This is a genomic window from Austwickia sp. TVS 96-490-7B, from assembly GCF_019331795.1.
GTDB lineage: Bacteria > Actinomycetota > Actinomycetes > Actinomycetales > Dermatophilaceae > Austwickia.
Genome location: NZ_JAHPZL010000007.1, coordinates 174,050 through 190,839, shown reverse-complemented (window position 1 = coordinate 190,839; position 16,790 = coordinate 174,050). Strand labels below are relative to the sequence as shown.

Here is a 16,790-nt window from a genome sequence, read left to right as displayed (position 1 = left end):
CGTCAGAGCGATCTCGTCATGACCTGGCGGGGCCAGGCGTGCAGCCCTGCCTCGATCTCATTCTGACGCAATCTCAGCAGACCGGGACCGTAATCGGGCTCAGGGAGGAGCGTCCATCCCAGTCGGGCGTAGTAAGGGCCGTTCCAGGGGACATCCCGGAAGGTACACAACGTCATGCGGTCTGCTCCGTCAGATTTAGCCCACTGGGCGGCCGCATCAAGCAGCGCTGCACCGATCCGATAGCCCCGGTATTCTGGCAGGACGCTGAGCTGTTCGACATGGGGGACGCCGTCGACGCGATCGACCCGCACGAAACCCACCGTACGGTCGGTGAACGCGATGATGACACCCCCTGCTGCGAGCGAATCCGCATAGTCGGATGGCGCTGACGCCGGCAGGTCAGTGACTAACCCCATTCCGATCCGGCGGAAGATCTCGTCAGCTTCCTGTTCGATCTGCGGCAACGATGCCACCTCTGTAGCGGTGGCCGGACGCACCAGGACCGTGGGCGAAGCATCTGCGTTGTTAGCGTGAGCTGACATCTGTGTTTCCTTCTTCCAGGGCTAGCCGGAACCGCTCTCGGACCGCTCGGGGAGAGCGAAGCGGGTCATGCCGGTCCACGGCGACCCGCACCACGGTCATCCCCTGAGGTGGCTCAGCCAGTGCGGCTCGCAGTTCTTCCCTGGTCGAGGCCAGCCGGACTTGGGCGCCATATGCCGCTGCCGCTGCCGCGAGGTCACCGACGACCGGAGTGGCGAACACTCGTTCGAAGGCTCCCGCTCGGACCGGTTCGCCATACTCCAGGGTCCCGAAAATTCCGCCGCCGTTGTCATCGACCACCACGACGGTCAGATTCGGGTGGACTTCGTGGGGCCCCATGAGGAGGGCATTCAGGTCATGGAAAAAAGTCAGGTCTCCCACCAGGGCATACGTCGGGGACTGCCCGGCCAGGGCCATGCCCATCGCGGTGGAAACATTGCCGTCGATCCCGGCTAGACCCCGTCCTGCGTAGACGTCCACGTTGTCCCCACAGCGAGCGACATCCAGGTCCCGAGCTGAGTTCGATGAACCAACGAACAAGGTCGATCCAGCGGGCAACGACGACAGCACCTCGTGAGCGATTGCTGGCCCTGACGGCCACCACTGCGGATCGGTCAGAAGTGGAGCGACCACCTGCGCGACTCGTTCCCCGGCCTGCTGCCACGCCTGGAACCATTCTTGATCCTGAAGGGTCCGTTCGTGCTGTATCCCGGCTTGTACTCGCGAGAGCAACGCCGCCCACGACGACACCCGTGATGTCACATGGCTGGGATCGGCCCAGCGCGGGCCAGCACTGACCGACTCGACCCGCACTCCGGGGGTCCGCAGCAGCGCGGCGACTGGTCGGGACAGCGTGGGACGTCCCACGACCAGAATCCGATCCGGACGGTACGACGTCATCACCCCTGGCACCGACAGCACAGACGGGCCATGCGGCAACGCCGTCGTACCGATACGACGTCCGAAGGGTTCGGCTAACACTGGCCAGTGCAGCTGATGCGCTCCGGAAAGGACCTGTTGAGCAGCCCCGGGAGAATCCACATCTCCCAGCACCACCAAGGTCCGGGGTTCGTCTGACAACGGATCGACATCCCCCCTCGGTTGTTGCTCCCACCAGGGCCCCCGAGCCGCCGGGGCGACCTGGGTCCACGGACCCGAGTCGGCGCGACCTTCAAGGAGTTCCGGCCAGGTATCTCCCGAGTCCACGCAGACCGTCCCACCGGTCACCCGGTGCCCGTCCACCTCTGGCGCTAACGGGTCTCGGAAGGGAACGTTGACCTGGACCGGGCCAGGTGGGGTCCCCAATGCCCCTGTCGACGCGGCCCAGGCACGATCAATCGCGGTGCGCCACGCCCCCTGCTGCCCACCACGCCACTCGGCTACCCCCAAGTCATGGGACCAACGCACCGCGGTGCCATACATTTTCACCTGATCAGTGGTCTGGTTGGCGCCGGTCCCCCGCAGCTCTGGGGGTCGATCCGCTGACAGCACCATCAGCGGGACGGACGCCGCGTCCGCCTCCAACACCGCAGGGTGCAGGTTGGCCACTGCCGTCCCTGACGTGGTCACCACCGGCGCCGGAATCCGGGTCGCTTTCGCCAATCCCAACGCCAGATAGGCAGCACTGCGTTCGTCGACGCGCACGTGCAAGGTCAATTGTCCGGCGGCGTCCGCCTCCGCCAGCGCATAAGCCAACGGCGCCGACCTCGAACCGGGGCAGAGCACTACATGCTGGCAGCCCAACCGGATCAGTTCGTCCACGATGACCCGGGCGCACGCGGTAGACGGGTTCATTGCAGATCCTCCGGTCCCAGACCCATGCGGCCCCAGGCCCCGGCTCCCGCTGCAGCGCGAGCCGCGGTCGCCCAGGCTTGGTCTACTGCGGCTGGGCGGTCGTCGCCCCTGGCCAAGCTGGCAGCCATCGCTCCGGCGAGGATCGCGTGATAGCGCTGCGAGACCAAAGAAAGGTCGGTCCGCGGCGCCGGGACCACCATGCCGTCCCAGGACAAGCCTTGCTGTCCGACTACGGTGCATACCGAGCCAGGAAGGTGCCCGGCGTCGGCGAGAGCTGCCATCCCGGCCTCGTCGACGACCACCACGTCGGTCCAGCTCAGATCCAGCTCGGTCCAGGTCGGGTAGGGCGATAGCAGGGCGACCACTTGCAGGTCCAGGTCGGCAGCGAATGACGCCCACAGGCTGGATCCCCCAGGCCAGGACCAGTCCCACACCAGCACATCGCCGGGCTCGCAGGTGGACATAGTGTCTCGAGCACGTCGGTAGACGGCCTCTCCGGGCGGGCAGCCCACGCCTGCACCGGGCAGAACAAGGACATCGTCACTGGCCGTCACCGGCGGGTCCGCCACGGTGCGCACGATCCGGGAGGTCAGTTCCGGACGAAGCATCACTGACGACACGTCCACATCGGCTCGGGCAAGCTGACGACGCAGCGCCGCGCCCACCGGGTCGGTACCGACCTCACCCAGGCAGCAGGTGCGTGCCCCGACGTCGGCAGCGGCGACCGCTGCCCAGGCGCCGGCCCCACCAACGTCCAGCGACTCACGGTGGGCACGGCGCTGCATCGATGAGGCGCTCGCATGTTCTACTCGGACCGTTTCTTCGACGGCCAGGGCCCCCGCGACGACCACGCGTCCGCTCACGGCTCGACTCCCCTCCACCTGGCCACCGCTTGATGGCTGCTGTCACCGGACCCCGAGATAGGAGGACCGGACCTGCCCTCCCGCGAGGAGGACTCCCGACTTAGACCTGGACCCGACTCACCGGCATCGACGAATCCGTCGGCAGATCCAGGCTCGACGGGGCATGTCCGCGCGCTACGAGTTGGGCACCTAAGGTGGCGATCATCGCTCCGTTGTCGGTGCACAGACCGGGTCGAGGCACCCGCAACCGGATTCCGGCGGCGGCACAGCGTTCTTCTGCCATCGACCGCAACCGGGAGTTTGCTGCGACCCCTCCACCGATTTGGAGGTCCTGTACGCCGTGTTCCTGACAGGCCAGGATCGCTTTACGCGTGAGGACATCGGTGACGGCCTCCTGGAAACTGGCGGCGACGTCGGCGACGGGGACGGGTTGCCCGGCGAGGGCCCGCGCCTCTACCCATCGAGCTACGGCCGTCTTCAACCCGGAGAAGCTGAAATCGAAGCGGTGTCGTTCCATGTCTCGGCCGCTGGTCAAACCCCGCGGGAAATCGACGTACGTGGCGTTGCCCGGCCCGGCTTCAGCATCGACACCGGGAACGCCGTCCAGGCCGCGCGCCGCCTTGTCGACCCATGGCCCCCCGGGGAAGGGCAATCCTAGAACTCGGGCGACCTTGTCAAAGGCTTCTCCTGCTGCATCGTCGATCGTGTCGCCGAGGCTGGTGATATCGCTGGTGATGTCAGCGACCAGGAGCAGAGAAGAATGTCCGCCGGAGACCAGCATCGCCATCGTCGGCTCGGGCAATGGTCCATGCTGGACGATGTCGACGGCGACGTGACCAGCCAAATGGTTCACCCCATACAGCGGTTTACCGGTCGCCAACGCCAACGCTTTGGCTGATGCCGTCCCCACCAGCAGGGCCCCGGCGAGACCTGGCCCGGCGGTCACCGCGATGGCGTCCAGGTCGTCGAGGCGCACTCCGGCCTCTTGGCAGGCTCGTTCCAAGGTCGGCACGATGGCTTCCAGGTGCGCCCGGCTGGCCACCTCAGGCACCACACCGCCGTACCGGGCATGCTGGTCGACGCTGCTGGCGACGGCGTCGAACAGCAACGTCTCGCCACGGACGATCCCCACTCCGGTCTCGTCGCAGCTGGTTTCGATGCCCAACACCAGTGGGCCGTCGCTGCTGGTCACGCTCGCAGGTCCTTTCGCAGGATGAGGGCGTCCACATCGCCCGGCTGGTAGTAGCGCCGCCGTACGGACAACTCGCGGAAACCGCGGGAACGGTACAGCCCGATCGCGGCGGCATTGTCGGCACGCACCTCAAGCATCAAGTAATCCGCTCCGGCGCTGCGAGCGGTCTGTTCCGACCACTCCATGAGGCGTCGGCCGCATCCGGTGCCCTGAGCTGACGGGGTCACCCCGATCGTCATGACATCGGCGACCTCAGCGCCCAAGTCGAGTCCGGCGTATCCCTTGAGCGCTCCGGTGCCGCCCTCACCACGCAACACCACATAGCTTCGTCTTGGCCGCCCGGCGAGTTCAGCCCACCAGGTGGCCTGATCCCAAGGGTGGTCGGCGAATAGATGTTGCTCGGCAGCGGCTACCTCGGGGATGTCGGTCCAACTCATCGCCCGCAAGGCCGGTTCCGAGACGTGTCGGCAGGCCCCGATGGTCATGACGGAACGTTCCCCGTCCGCGCAGCTAGCACCGATTTGGGCTGGCTTGGTACGGCGTCCGGACGTCGCAGGTAGAGCGGCTCAGGACGGTCGAGAGTTTCCCCGGCGGCCAGTCGCTGCGCGGCGAGATCGGCGAGTGCGCCGGCGTCTACGTCGAGCGGTCCTAGCGGGCGGGGCAGATCGTGGGGATAGAGCAGCGGACCACGACCGACACAGGGCAGGTCGCGTTCGTCGTCGGGGAGATCGGCCGCTCGGCCCACCCGGGGGTCGCCGAGACGGTGGATGCGCTGACCCTCGCAGGTGTATACGGCTGAGTAGACCTCTTTCCGCCGGGCGTCGGTGGCCACGAGGAAACGTTCAGGGGTGTCCTCGCCGCAGTCCAGACGCAGGCGGTGAGCCAGCGCATCGAGGCTGCACAGCCCATGCACTGGCACTTGCCGGGCCCAGCCAAAGACATGTCCGCTGGCCAGGCCTACTCGCAGACCGGTGAACGGTCCGGGTCCGGTCCCGACGACGACTGCGGTCACATCGGCTGGAGTGGCCTCGGCCACTGCCAGGACCCGCCCAGTGGCGGGGGTGAGGTGTTCGGCGTGCGCTCGGGCATCCACCACTGATTCGGTGGCGACGATGCGGGTCCCGTCATGCACGGCGACGGTGATGGCGCTGGTGGAGGTGTCGATGGCCAGGAGAAGCACCTATTCAGGCTAGTCCACATGGTGGCTGTGTCTGACATGCTGCCGGTCGGACGCCTGCGTAGATGGCTCCTGGAGGTTTAGCGCTGCCAGCGTGGGCCGTGCCCGATGGCCCGGACCGTGCGGGGGTCGTGGTCAATGATCTGCTCTGGGGCGGTGGCTTCGGAGTGCGCCGGTCCGGCGACAGCGCGGACGAGCTCGATCTCTAACCAGCTGTCGGAGAGCGCCTCGGCCAAGCCATGGCCCCATTCGACCACGGTGACGCTGTCCTCTACAGAGGCGTCGAGGTCGAGATCGTCCAGTTCCAGACCACCTGAGAGTCGATAGGCGTCGACGTGGACCAGCGCCGGTCCGTTGGTGAGTGAGGGGTGGACGCGGGCGATGACGAACGTGGGGCTGGTCACGGGCCCCCGGACACCGAGCCCTTCGGCGAGGCCTTGGGTCAGGGTCGTTTTGCCCGCCCCCAGCTCACCGGTCAGGACGACGATGTCACCGGCGCGGAGTCGACGGCCAAGATCCTGCCCCCACCGTCGGGTGTCGTCGCTGGTGGTTAGTTGGTGGGCCGGGGTCAGTTCGACGCTCATCGGGCCTCCTGTGTCGTCGCCATCTGCCCCCACCGTGGGGTGGTGGAGCTGTCGCAGGCCACCGTACGACGCGTCGCTGGCCGCACCGAATCGGACCGACGTGCTAGCGAGCTCACGAGCAGGTTGCTAGCTCGTCGGCGGCGGCCCGCTGGGCACGTCCGGCCAGTTCGAGGAGTTGCTCGTCAAGGACGCTGGGGTGTTCGAGCATGATGACGTGGCCAGCGTTCTCGACGACGACATGTTCGGCGCCGGGGAGGAGACGAACGATCTCCTCGCTGTGTGCTGGTGGGGTGAGGCGGTCGCCGAGCCCGTTGATGACGAGGGTCTCAATGCCGTGATAGACGGTGAGGGCTTCGCGTTTGTCGTGGCGGTCGAAGTGGGGCATCAGCGCCGAGATGACTTCCATGCGGGTCGCGAAGATCATGTCGGTGGTGAGTTCGGCGATGCTCATGGGCACTGGGGAGTCGAACGAACCCCAATCCACGAGGAAGTTGACCACATCTTTGCCGAGTCGCACCGTCCCGTCGACAAGGCTTTGCATCCGGGCGAGTCCGCCCGCCGCGGCTGGACCGAAAGCATGCACGGCTTTGCCAGCAGCGGCCCCCAAACCGTAAGAGACGGAAGCCAGCCCACCGGTGCTGGTCGCCACGAACGCCGCACCCACGACACGGTCACGCACGATCTGGGATGCTTCCAGGGCGAGCGCCATCATGGTCATTCCACCCATGGAGTGCCCGACGAGGACGAGGGGTCCGTGCGGAGCGACCTCCTCGATCACCGCGTGCAGGTCTCGGCCGAGCTGATCGATGTGGTAACTGTCGGTCGCTCCGCTGCCTGAGCGTCCGTGTCCGCGCTGGTCCCATAACACCACCCGGTATCCGGCGGCCCGCAATGCTCGGCGTTGGAAAACCCAGCAGCGCAGTGACAGACAGTATCCGTGGCTGAGGACCACGGTGATGAGGGGCTTCCGGTCTGCGGTCTGGCCCCGGGGCTCGTCAACTTCTACGTGCAGTGGCACACCGTCGCTGGCGAGGACGACATGTTCGTGATCGGGGATGTCGACGTACGACGCGCCACGACCTCCGCCGGTGGTTTCGTCAAGCGCGAGCGCGAGACGGCGGTCCTTGCTGAGGCGGTCGGCAGCCACGCCAGCGGCAGCGGTGATCCCGGCAGCGACCAGTCCTAGGCCCAGCCCCGTCAGGTGGCGCACTGTCGTCAGCCCGACAGGTCGGGCTGGTCCGGGTGAACTCACCGGCGTTCTCCTCTCCGACGATGATTCTGTGGTGCTCATCGGCTCCGCGTTCGGATTCGGGAGTCCCCCGGGCGATCCCGGGCAGAGTAGCCCCGGTCGGAGTAGATGGTCAGCGGCGTCGTAGGGCCGCGGACACGCACGGGCCGATGGCCTGCGCCACCTTTGACGCTCGGATCGGGCCGTCGGGGTTGGCGAACGTGCCAGCTTGTCCATGGACTAGGGCAGCCAGCGATCCAGCATCGCGAGGATCGAGTCCTGCAGCGAGGAGGGTCCCGGCCAGGCCGGTCAGGACGTCGCCGCTGCCTGCGGTGGCCAGCCAGGCTGTGCCGTCGGACTGGGCTCGGATCGGTAGCCCGCTGTGCGGGGGTGGGACGACGTACGTCGTGGCGCCTTTGAGGAGGACGGTGGCGTGTAGCAGGTCAGCGGCGTGACTGGCATGCTCAATGGGGTCGGCGTGGATGTCCGAGACATTCACAGTGGTGTCGGTGAGCCTGGTGAGGAGCCGGGCCAGCTCCCCGGCATGTGGAGTGAGCAGGGTGCGGGCGCCAGCACCGGGTCGGGGTCCATCGAGCAGGTCCAGTCCGCCAGCGTCCACCACGCAGGGCAGGGTGCTGTCCAGGGCGGCGCGGGCGGCGGCGAGATGAGCGGCGCCTTCTTTGGTGCGTTCATCGTCGACGCTCATGCCCGGGCCGATTGCCCAGGCGTGGACGTGCGCGGTGGAGACGTTGTGGGCGGGCACGGCTTCGGGCGCAGCGTGGTGGACCAGGGTGGTTGGGGTGGGTGGACCGAGGTACCGGACCATGCCGACGCCAGCTTCGAGTGCTGCGGTGACGGTGAGGACGGCGGCGCCCGGGTAGCGGCGGCTGCCTGCGACGATACCGAGGACGCCTCGGGTGTATTTGTCGTCTGTGGGGCCGGGGACTGGCCACAGCTGCGTGAGGTCGTCCAGGTCGAGCCGTTCAGCGGCGGGAGGGCCGTCGAGAGCCAGGCCGATGTCGACGATGGTGAGGAGTCCACAGCGGGGCGACGTGGCGAGGACATGGACTGGTTTGGCGGCGCCGAAGGTGACGGTCTCGTCGGCCCAGATCCCGTCGCTGTCCGTGTCGCGCCCGGCAGGGTCGGCTCCGCTGGGCAGGTCCACAGCGATGACGTATGTGTCATCAGGGACGGCGTGCCACAGGGCAGTCATCTCCGCCGCGGTCTCTGGCGACCACCCAGGTCGTCCGCCCAGGCCGGTGAGTCCGTCGAGCAGGATGTCCGCGTCTGTGACCAGTGCGGCGGCGTCACGTCCGTTGTCGGTGAGCCGGATGATCTGTACGCCGCGGCGCTCTGCCGCCGCTAACGCCTCAGGGTGGGCCCCCGCCGAGGAGACCAGGATCGCAGCGACTCCTGCGGCGGCATCGGTTTTGGCGATCCGGGCCAGCGCGTACAGCGTGTCACCGCCGTTGCCTCCCGAGCCCACCAGTCCGACGACGCGAGCGCCATCGGGCCGCTCGGCCAGTCTGGCCCGCACCACCTTGGCCAGGCCTTTGGAGGCACGACGCATGAGCTCACCGTCAGGCAGCTGCGCCATCGCAGCGGCTTCAGCGGCGCGCACCTGTGCCACCGACCATGCTTGCAGGACCATCGGTTCTCCTCACGTCGTACGACGGGCGTCCGGTGGGCACCTCGGACCGAACGTCCGGAGCCGGTCGTGGAGGTGACCTACGCCGTTTCGTGACCCCTGGGCCGTGCTTCGGCCACCACGAAAGCCGTGGCGATGCCGGCGTCATGGGACAGGGACAGGTGGACATGGGTGATGCCCATCTCTGCGGCTCTGCGAGCCACGCTACCGGTGATCTGCCAGGACGGTGCGCCTCGCTCGTCTTTCATGACTTCGGCGTCTGTCCAGCGCAGCCCCCCAGGGGATCCGAGGGCTTTGGCCAGAGCTTCTTTCGCGGCGAAACGCGCTGCTAACGAGGGCGTTGGCAGCTGCGCCTCGGCTGGGGTGAAGAGTCGCTGGCCCAGTGCGGGGGTCCGCGCCAAAGCAGCGGCCAGCCGGTCGATCTGGCAGACATCGATGCCGATGCCGACGATCACCGCCGGGTCCCTGCCGGACCCTGGCGGCGTATCGTCCAGGCGAGATCACTCAACGGTGACGCTCTTGGCCAGGTTGCGCGGTTGATCCACGTCCAGTCCCTTAGCGGTGGCCAACTGGCACGCGAAGACCTGCAACGGGATGATCGTCAGCAGCGGCGCGAGCAGCGGCGAGGACTGTGGCACTCGAATGACCTCATCGGCGAAGGGCACCACCGTTTCGTCGCCTTCCTCAGCGATCACCAGGGTGCGGGCGCCACGGGCCCGGATCTCCTGGATGTTGGAAACGACCTTGTCATGCAGGTGGTACGGAGTGTGCGGAGAGGGCACCACGATGAAAACTGGCTGGCCTGGCTCGATCAGCGCGATCGGGCCGTGCTTCAGCTCGCCAGCAGCGAAGCCTTCGGCGTGAATGTAGGCAATCTCTTTGAGTTTGAGTGCGCCTTCCAACGCGATGGGATAGCCGACATGTCGGCCGAGGAAGAGCACCGACCGGGTGTCGGCCATGAAGTGGGCGATTTCCCGGACCCGGTCCATCCGTCCTAGCAGGTGCTCCACCTTGCCGGGGATCTGCGCGAGTTCCTGCATCACGGTGCGGACCGTGCTGTCCTCACCGCGCAGCTGAGCCAGGTACAGCCCAAGCAGGTAGCAAGCGGCAATTTGCGCGGTGAACGCTTTGGTCGAGGCGACCGCGATTTCCGGCCCTGCGTGGGTGTAGAGCGCGGCATCTGATTCCCGGGGGATCGTCGCGCCGTGGGTGTTGCAGATGGACAGGGTCAATGCGCCCAGGGCACGGGCGTGTTTGACCGCCATCAGCGTGTCCATTGTCTCGCCGGACTGACTGATCGACACCACCAGCGTCTGGGCGTCGATGACTGGGTCGCAATAGCGGAATTCGTGGGCCAGCTCCACGGCGCAGGGGATGCGGGTCCAGTGCTCGATGGCGTATTTCGCGGTCAGCCCGGAGTAGAACGCCGTCCCACAGGCGATGATGATGATCTTGTTGACCTCGGCGAGACGCACCGGGTCGATCCGCATCTCGTCGAGGACCAGACGACCAGCTTCGTCGGTGCGACCCAGCAGGGTGTCGGCGATGGCGTGTGGCTGCTCCAGGATCTCTTTGGCCATGAAGGAGCTGTGGCCACCCTTTTCAGCTTGGGCAGCGTCCCAGGTCACCTCAAACCGCTTGCCTTCGGCCGGGCTGCCATCGAATCCGATGACTGAGACTGTGTCCTTGGTGATGGTGACGATCTGGTCTTGGTCCACTTCCATCGCGGACTTGGTGTGCCCGATGAAGGCGGCGACATCAGAGCCGAGGAAGTTTTCGCCGTCACCGAGTCCGATGACAAGCGGGGAGTTACGGCGGGCCGCGACCACCTGTCCGGGGGTGTCGGCGTGGATCGCTAGCAGAGTGAACGCGCCCTCAAGCCGGTTGACCACCTGCTGCATCGCCGAGGTGAGGTCGTTGGTGTCGGCATAGGCTCGGGCGAGGAGCTGCGCGGCGACCTCGGTGTCAGTTTCGGAACGGAAGACCACGCCTTGGTCGAGGAGTTCGGTGCGCAGGACGTGGAAGTTCTCAATGATGCCGTTGTGGATCAGGGCGAGCCGGTCATCGTCTCCGCCCAGGTGAGGGTGGGCATTGTCATCGGTGGGGCCACCATGGGTAGCCCATCGGGTGTGGCCAATTCCGGTTGTCGAACCGGGCAGCGGGTGGGCTTCGATCTCGGCCCGCAAGTTGGCGAGTTTGCCGGCCTTCTTGGCCGAGGCGATACCGTCTGTGACGACGAGGGCCACACCGGCCGAGTCGTATCCACGGTATTCGAGCCTGGCCAGGCCCTCCATGATCACCTCGAGAGTCCTCGATTTTGCATCAGGACCGACGTAGCCCACGATTCCACACATGCGTCGGAGTCTATCGGAGCGTTTTTCCGCTGGGCTCACCACGCAGATTCGGTCTGGGTCGACGAACCATAGGGAAGAATGCCGCCGTGTCTCATTCGCATGACTCGATCCCCTCCCCCTACGTGGAACTGGACCGTTCAGACTGGGCGCGGTTGCGTGAGGCCCACCCACTGCGGCTGACCGATGCCGATGTCGCTCGACTGGCCGGTTTAGGGGATCAGATCGATCTTCGAGAGGTCGAGGATGTCTATCTGCCGTTGTCCCGGTTATTGAGTTTTTACGTCGAAGGAACTGAGTCTCTGCACCGGGTCACTGGGAACTTCCTCGGGGAACGACCAGAACGGACCCCGTTTATCATCGGGGTGGCCGGATCGGTGGCAGTGGGCAAGTCGACGACAGCGCGACTGCTGCGCGAGATGCTGGCCCGCTGGCCCAACACTCCGCAGGTAGAGCTTGTGACTACTGACGGATTCCTCTACTCCAATGCTGAGTTGGAACGCCGAGGGATTCTGGACCGTAAAGGCTTCCCCGAGAGCTACGACCAGCGCGCATTGTTGCGTTTTGTCGCTGAGGTCAAAGCTGGCGCGGACACGGTGGTTGCCCCGGTCTACAGTCATCTTGTCTATGACATCGTCCCTGACCAACACATTGAAGTACGTCGTCCAGATGTGTTGATCGTGGAGGGACTGAACGTGCTGCAGAGTCCGCGGCTTCGCCCGGATGGGCGGTATGGGTTGGCGGTCTCCGACTTCTTCGATTTCTCGGTGTATGTCGATGCCCGGGTAGAGCACATCAAACGATGGTATATCGATCGTTTTCTAGCGTTACGCCGTACAGCTTTTGCTGATCCTGGGAGCTACTTTCATCGGTATGCCGATCTTTCGGACAGCGAGGCGATTGCCTTGGCCTCCTTGATTTGGAACACGATCAATGAGCCTAATCTGCGTCAGAATGTCCAGCTGACCCGAGCTCGGGCGACACTAGTCCTCACCAAGGGAGCCGACCACAGCGTGCAACACGTGCGGCTCCGCAAACTCTGAGCGACCGGCACGGTTCCCGCAGGCCACCACCCTGCGGGAACCGTCGCCGGATCGGCACCCATCGTGATCCGGCAGCTTTTAATACCAGTTGGTGGCTTGAGAGTGCGCTAGAGCACCGCAGGGAGTGCCGTAGACCGCGGCGATATAGCCCAGCCCCCAGTTGATTTGAGTGGTGGGGTTGGTCCGCCAGTCACCACCCGCGGTCGCCATTTTTTCTGCCGGTTTGGCCTGTGGGATCCCATAGGCGCCGGTGGCAGGGTGGCGCGCGTCGAACCGCCAGCCGCTGTCCTTGCCCCAGAGCCGGTCCAGACACACCATCTGGTCCTGACCCCAGCCACGCTCAGCCACCAGGCGTTGGGCGATCGCCCGAGAATCTGATTGGGTGGCTGCCGGGTCTTTCTTTTTGTCAGCGCCTGGCTTGTTCTTGTCCGGAGCAGGCTTACGTTTGTCGGCACCCGGCTTGTTTTGATCCGCAGCGGGTTTGTTTTTGTCAGCGCCTGGCTTGTTCTTGTCCGGAGCAGGCTTGCTCTTGTCAGCGCCCGGCTTGCTTTTCTCGGGGACCCGAGAGCCAGCGGCGACCTGGGAGCTGCCTTCTCGTGCGGCCGGAACATGCCCGGACACCTGAGAGATCATCCGATCCAGACCTTCACCGAACCCGCTACTGGTGGGCTGCTGTTCGCCCTTGATCCGAGTGAGGGAAGCCACCAGCTCTGCGCCGGACAGCGGCACTGGCTGGGACCGTGCTGCGGCCATGGCTGCAGGGATGTTCTGCGCAACAGCCCCACCAACCCCGAGCGCCAGCAAGCTTGCCCCGGCTACCGACTTGGTGTGCCGGTAGAGGAAGGAGAACGGAGCGCTCATTTGCTTGGTGGCACCTGGACTGTTGCGGTGAGAGCCGTTGTATCGCGACACGTGGTACCTCCGTAGGGCGATGGGCGACCCAACGACGGCCAGTGGCGCCGAACCCGGTGTGGCGCCACTGGCCGAGGCTGTTGTCACCACATCTGAAACGGACCGTTATCGGATCGATACTTTTGACACCCTGGCACCTGGTCGGGCGTTCATCAAATCGTGACCCGGTCAGACGTCCGACATGCGAGACCCTGGGCGAATCGGCCTCACACTTCAGCCCCTTCGAGCAACTCGGTCACCAAAGCTGCGATCGGGCTGCGCTCGCTGCGCACCAGCGTGACGTGGGCGAATAGCGGATTCCCCTTCAGCGCCTCAATCACCGCTGCGATCCCGTCGTGACGTCCGACACGCAGATTGTCTCGTTGTGCCACATCATGGGTCAGCACTACGCGTGAGTTCTGTCCGATCCGACTCAGCACAGTCAGCAGGACATTGCGCTCCAGCGACTGAGCCTCGTCGACGATGACAAAAGCGTCGTGCAACGATCGCCCCCGGACATGGGTCAGCGGGAGCACTTCCAACATGCCTCGATCCAGGACTTCCTCGACGACCTCGCTGCTGACCACCGCAGACAACGTGTCAAAGACCGCCTGTGCCCAGGGATTCATCTTTTCTGCCTCGGTGCCCGGAAGATACCCCAGCTCTTGGCCACCCACCGCATACAAAGGGCGGAAGATCAGCATCTTGCGATGTTGCCGTCGCTCCATCACCGCCTCTAAACCCGCACAGAGGGCCAAAGCACTTTTTCCAGTGCCAGCTCGGCCGCCCAGACTGATGATCCCGACATCAGGGTCAAGGAGGAGGTCCAAGGCGATCCGCTGTTCAGCGCTGCGCCCATGCAAACCAAAGGCATCTCGATCCCCACGGACCAGTCTGACCGTCGCGTCTGGAGCCACCCGGCCCAATGCGCTCCCCCGCGCAGAGGTCATCACCAAGCCGGTATGAACCGGCAGCTCGCGACACTCCGCCAAGTCAAGTCTTCCGTCGGCGTACAACCGATCCACCTGCTCAGCAGCTACCTCAATCTCAGACATCCCCGTCCACCCCGAATCCACGGCCAGCTCAGCCCGGTATTCCTGGGCGTCTAGACCCATCGCCGATGCTTTGATCCGCATCGGCAGGTCCTTACTCACCACGACAACTTGTTTCCCCGTCGCCGCGAGATTCAATGCCACTGACAGGATTCGGGTGTCATTGTCGCCCAATCGAAAACCCACCGGCATCCGGTCCTGCTCCTGGTGGTTCAGTTCGACATGCAGCAACCCCCCGGCATGACCCACCGGCACCGGAGTGTCCAGATGACCGTGCGTGACTCGCAGATCATCCAGCAACCGCAACGCTCCCCGGGCGAAATATCCCAGCTCCGGATGGTGGCGTTTCCCCTCCAGCTCGGTGATCACCACGATCGGCAACACCACGTCGTGCTCAGCGAACCGGAGCATCGCCCGCGGGTCGGACAACAACACCGAGGTATCCAGGACGTACGTCAGCCGCTCCTCCGGCGCAGACCGCACCGTGTCGTCGTACGAACCCTGTCGATCCGGGACGGTCGCCACCATGAACGCACCCCTCTTCCGGGCGCCGGTACGCTCCGTACGCTCTCGCTGGAAGGGACTGGCGCGTGCTGCCAAGGACATTCGTCACCGTACGACCTTGGGTGGCCCGCGTAGGGGCTGACGCACCGGGCTCGATGCTTCCGCGCAGGCTCACCGCCCATCGTTCACTCGGCTGTCATCAGCCGTTCATCAGGTCTCAGCAGAGCGCTGGCGCTCCTGGACGGGTGGCTCCTCAGGGTGACCCCACGAGTCCACCCCCACCGACACACTGGCCGTCGACTCCGGAATCTCCGGCTTCATCGCCGTGATCGCGGGCTCCAGGGGGCCGGTGGCCCACGGCTTGGCACCCAACAACCCACCGGGGGCGTTCGAAGCCGCAGGAGTACGACGTACCAGACCCTGCATGCCCCAGCTGACCAGAGCCAACGTCGAGACAATCAACGCCGATCTGTCATTGCTGAACGCGGCATCGATCATGGAATACGTGCATAAGAACAACGACACATAGATCGCTGCTCGGAAGGTACGGCGGTCCATCTTGGTCGCCGCCAACAACACCCCGCCCCAGAGCATGTACCACGGATGGATCACTGGTCCGCACAGACAGAACCAGATCAACGCCAACGCCGCCGCCATCACCGGACGCCGCGGGGCAAGACTAAAGGTCAACCAGGCCGCCAACACCGCGAAGCTGACCAAACCGATGCTCTGCATCAATGGCACCGGCACGAGTTGCGCGCTCCGCGGCAACCCGATCAGGTAAAGGAACCACTCAGCAAGCGTGCCGATCAACGTGGGCGGCGACAACAAGGACCGAATCGATGCAGGGACAGCTAGGTTTTGCACCCATCCCCATCCCAAACCGGTCGCCAGGGTCATCGCTTCAAAAGCGACCAAAAAAATGCTGGTCCCGGTAAACAACCCAATGAGATAGGGGCGCCGTTTGACCGTGCCCCACCGATAGCGCATCCCCAGGCCCACCACCCCGATAATCGCCATCGCCGCAGTCTGTTTGAATCCGGTCGCACCAGCCAGCGCGATACAGCTCAACACAAAGTGCCCTCGGCTGGCTAACAGCATGGCAAACACCGTCAACGCGACCATCATCGCGTCGTTGTGCATCCCACCCACAAAATGCAGCATCGCCAAAGGGTTGAGGACTCCCAGCCAAATCGCCTGCTGCCGATTGACCCCGACCCGATCAGCTAACCGTGGCAAGGCATAAGCAATGACTGCCATCGACAGCAGCGCCGGCACCCGCATACACACCGCAGCGGTATAGGCGTCGCCACCGACCACCGACACCACCAGGCGTTGCATCTGCAAGGCCAACGGTCCATACGGCGCCGGAGTCCAGAACCACATGATGTCGACTTGGTCTGCGAATGGCCCCGGAACCGACACCGGACCCGTCTGATACGGGTCCATACCTCTAGCCACGACCAGCCCCTGCGCGGCGTAACTGTAGGCATCCCTGCTGAACAGCGGCGGACAAGCCAACAGCGGAATCGCCCACAATGCCCAGGTCACCGCCGGTGCTGTCCGACCCCCTGCGATCGGACGCAAACGCAACCAGGTGTCCAACAGCAAGATGACCCCGAAGGACAGAATCACCGTCGCCGCGAACTTCCCGGTGCTGGTCTGGAACCATTCCAACCCCAACGTCTCCACGATCGGAGCCGGGGTGGGCAGGAAGGCCGACGTCATCGAGCCAGCCGAGATGCAGGCGGTCGCGATGATGCCGCGACGTACCAGTGGCATCCGCAACGCTTCGAGGAAATGGGCCCCGATTCGACGTAACGAACCAGGCAGGTCAAGTTGTGGCAGCGGGGCAGGACGACGCCGCGCGGGTGCACTACCCACGTCTCTCACCTCAGTGGTCCTCCATCCCCAATCTCCCCT

General features: G+C 65.2%; 15 protein-coding genes. 1 reads left to right on the top strand and 14 read right to left on the bottom strand.

All coding sequences use genetic code 11. The features are described from left to right. Positions 1-2 precede the first annotated feature (2 nt). The 11 genes from KEM60_RS08995 to glmS form a co-directional block, all read right to left on the bottom strand. Positions 3-542: a GNAT family N-acetyltransferase gene (locus KEM60_RS08995; protein WP_219107188.1), complete on the bottom strand. Its 540-nt coding sequence runs from the start codon at positions 540-542 to the stop codon at positions 3-5. Further along, complete coding sequence (gene menD, locus KEM60_RS08990; protein WP_219107187.1) at positions 526-2,334, bottom strand: 2-succinyl-5-enolpyruvyl-6-hydroxy-3-cyclohexene-1-carboxylic-acid synthase; 1,809 nt, start codon at positions 2,332-2,334, stop codon at positions 526-528. Before menD ends, KEM60_RS08995 begins: the two co-directional genes overlap by 17 nt. Next, a complete protein-coding gene (locus KEM60_RS08985; protein ID WP_255574419.1) occupies positions 2,331-3,197 on the bottom strand; it encodes a PfkB family carbohydrate kinase in 867 nt (288 codons plus the stop codon). Before KEM60_RS08985 ends, menD begins: the two co-directional genes overlap by 4 nt. A 100-nt stretch (positions 3,198-3,297) precedes the next feature. Then, positions 3,298-4,389, bottom strand: coding sequence for a tRNA (adenosine(37)-N6)-threonylcarbamoyltransferase complex transferase subunit TsaD (gene tsaD / locus KEM60_RS08980; RefSeq protein WP_219107186.1), 1,092 nt, complete (start codon positions 4,387-4,389; stop codon positions 3,298-3,300). Then, positions 4,386-4,874, bottom strand: coding sequence for a ribosomal protein S18-alanine N-acetyltransferase (rimI, locus tag KEM60_RS08975; RefSeq protein ID WP_219107185.1), 489 nt, complete (start codon positions 4,872-4,874; stop codon positions 4,386-4,388). The genes tsaD and rimI overlap by 4 nt, the downstream gene beginning before the upstream one ends. Then, a complete protein-coding gene (tsaB, locus tag KEM60_RS08970; RefSeq protein WP_219107184.1) occupies positions 4,871-5,569 on the bottom strand; it encodes a tRNA (adenosine(37)-N6)-threonylcarbamoyltransferase complex dimerization subunit type 1 TsaB in 699 nt (232 codons plus the stop codon). The genes rimI and tsaB overlap by 4 nt, the downstream gene beginning before the upstream one ends. A gap of 77 nt (positions 5,570-5,646) precedes the next feature. Beyond that, on the bottom strand, positions 5,647-6,150 hold the full coding sequence (gene tsaE / locus KEM60_RS08965; RefSeq protein WP_219107183.1) for a tRNA (adenosine(37)-N6)-threonylcarbamoyltransferase complex ATPase subunit type 1 TsaE: 504 nt from the start codon (positions 6,148-6,150) through the stop codon (positions 5,647-5,649). Positions 6,151-6,262: 112 nt separating this feature from the next. Next, the gene (locus tag KEM60_RS08960; protein WP_255574418.1) at positions 6,263-7,402 is read right to left on the bottom strand and encodes an alpha/beta fold hydrolase; all 1,140 of its coding nucleotides are present in this window, start codon (positions 7,400-7,402) and stop codon (positions 6,263-6,265) included. 109 nt (positions 7,403-7,511) lie between these two features. After that, positions 7,512-9,029: an ADP/ATP-dependent (S)-NAD(P)H-hydrate dehydratase gene (locus tag KEM60_RS08955; RefSeq protein ID WP_219107181.1), complete on the bottom strand. Its 1,518-nt coding sequence runs from the start codon at positions 9,027-9,029 to the stop codon at positions 7,512-7,514. Between the two features lie 77 nt (positions 9,030-9,106). After that, a complete protein-coding gene (locus KEM60_RS08950; RefSeq protein ID WP_219107180.1) occupies positions 9,107-9,481 on the bottom strand; it encodes a holo-ACP synthase in 375 nt (124 codons plus the stop codon). 45 nt (positions 9,482-9,526) lie between these two features. Continuing rightward, complete coding sequence (gene glmS / locus KEM60_RS08945) at positions 9,527-11,380, bottom strand: glutamine--fructose-6-phosphate transaminase (isomerizing) (protein WP_219107179.1); 1,854 nt, start codon at positions 11,378-11,380, stop codon at positions 9,527-9,529. 86 nt (positions 11,381-11,466) lie between these two features. On the opposite strand from glmS, the gene coaA reads away from it, so the two are divergent. Continuing rightward, the gene (gene coaA, locus KEM60_RS08940) at positions 11,467-12,420 is read left to right on the top strand and encodes a type I pantothenate kinase (RefSeq protein ID WP_219107178.1); all 954 of its coding nucleotides are present in this window, start codon (positions 11,467-11,469) and stop codon (positions 12,418-12,420) included. A 78-nt stretch (positions 12,421-12,498) separates the two neighbouring features. On the opposite strand, the gene KEM60_RS08935 is transcribed toward coaA, so the two are convergent. The 3 genes from KEM60_RS08935 to mptB all read right to left on the bottom strand — a co-directional run bounded on the left by KEM60_RS08935 (position 12,499) and on the right by mptB (position 16,751). Next, the gene (locus KEM60_RS08935) at positions 12,499-13,281 is read right to left on the bottom strand and encodes a hypothetical protein (protein ID WP_219107177.1); all 783 of its coding nucleotides are present in this window, start codon (positions 13,279-13,281) and stop codon (positions 12,499-12,501) included. A gap of 257 nt (positions 13,282-13,538) precedes the next feature. Next, a complete protein-coding gene (locus KEM60_RS08930) occupies positions 13,539-14,774 on the bottom strand; it encodes a PhoH family protein (protein ID WP_370626351.1) in 1,236 nt (411 codons plus the stop codon). A 303-nt stretch (positions 14,775-15,077) separates the two neighbouring features. Then, the gene (gene mptB / locus KEM60_RS08925) at positions 15,078-16,751 is read right to left on the bottom strand and encodes a polyprenol phosphomannose-dependent alpha 1,6 mannosyltransferase MptB (RefSeq protein ID WP_255574417.1); all 1,674 of its coding nucleotides are present in this window, start codon (positions 16,749-16,751) and stop codon (positions 15,078-15,080) included. Positions 16,752-16,790 lie beyond the last annotated feature (39 nt).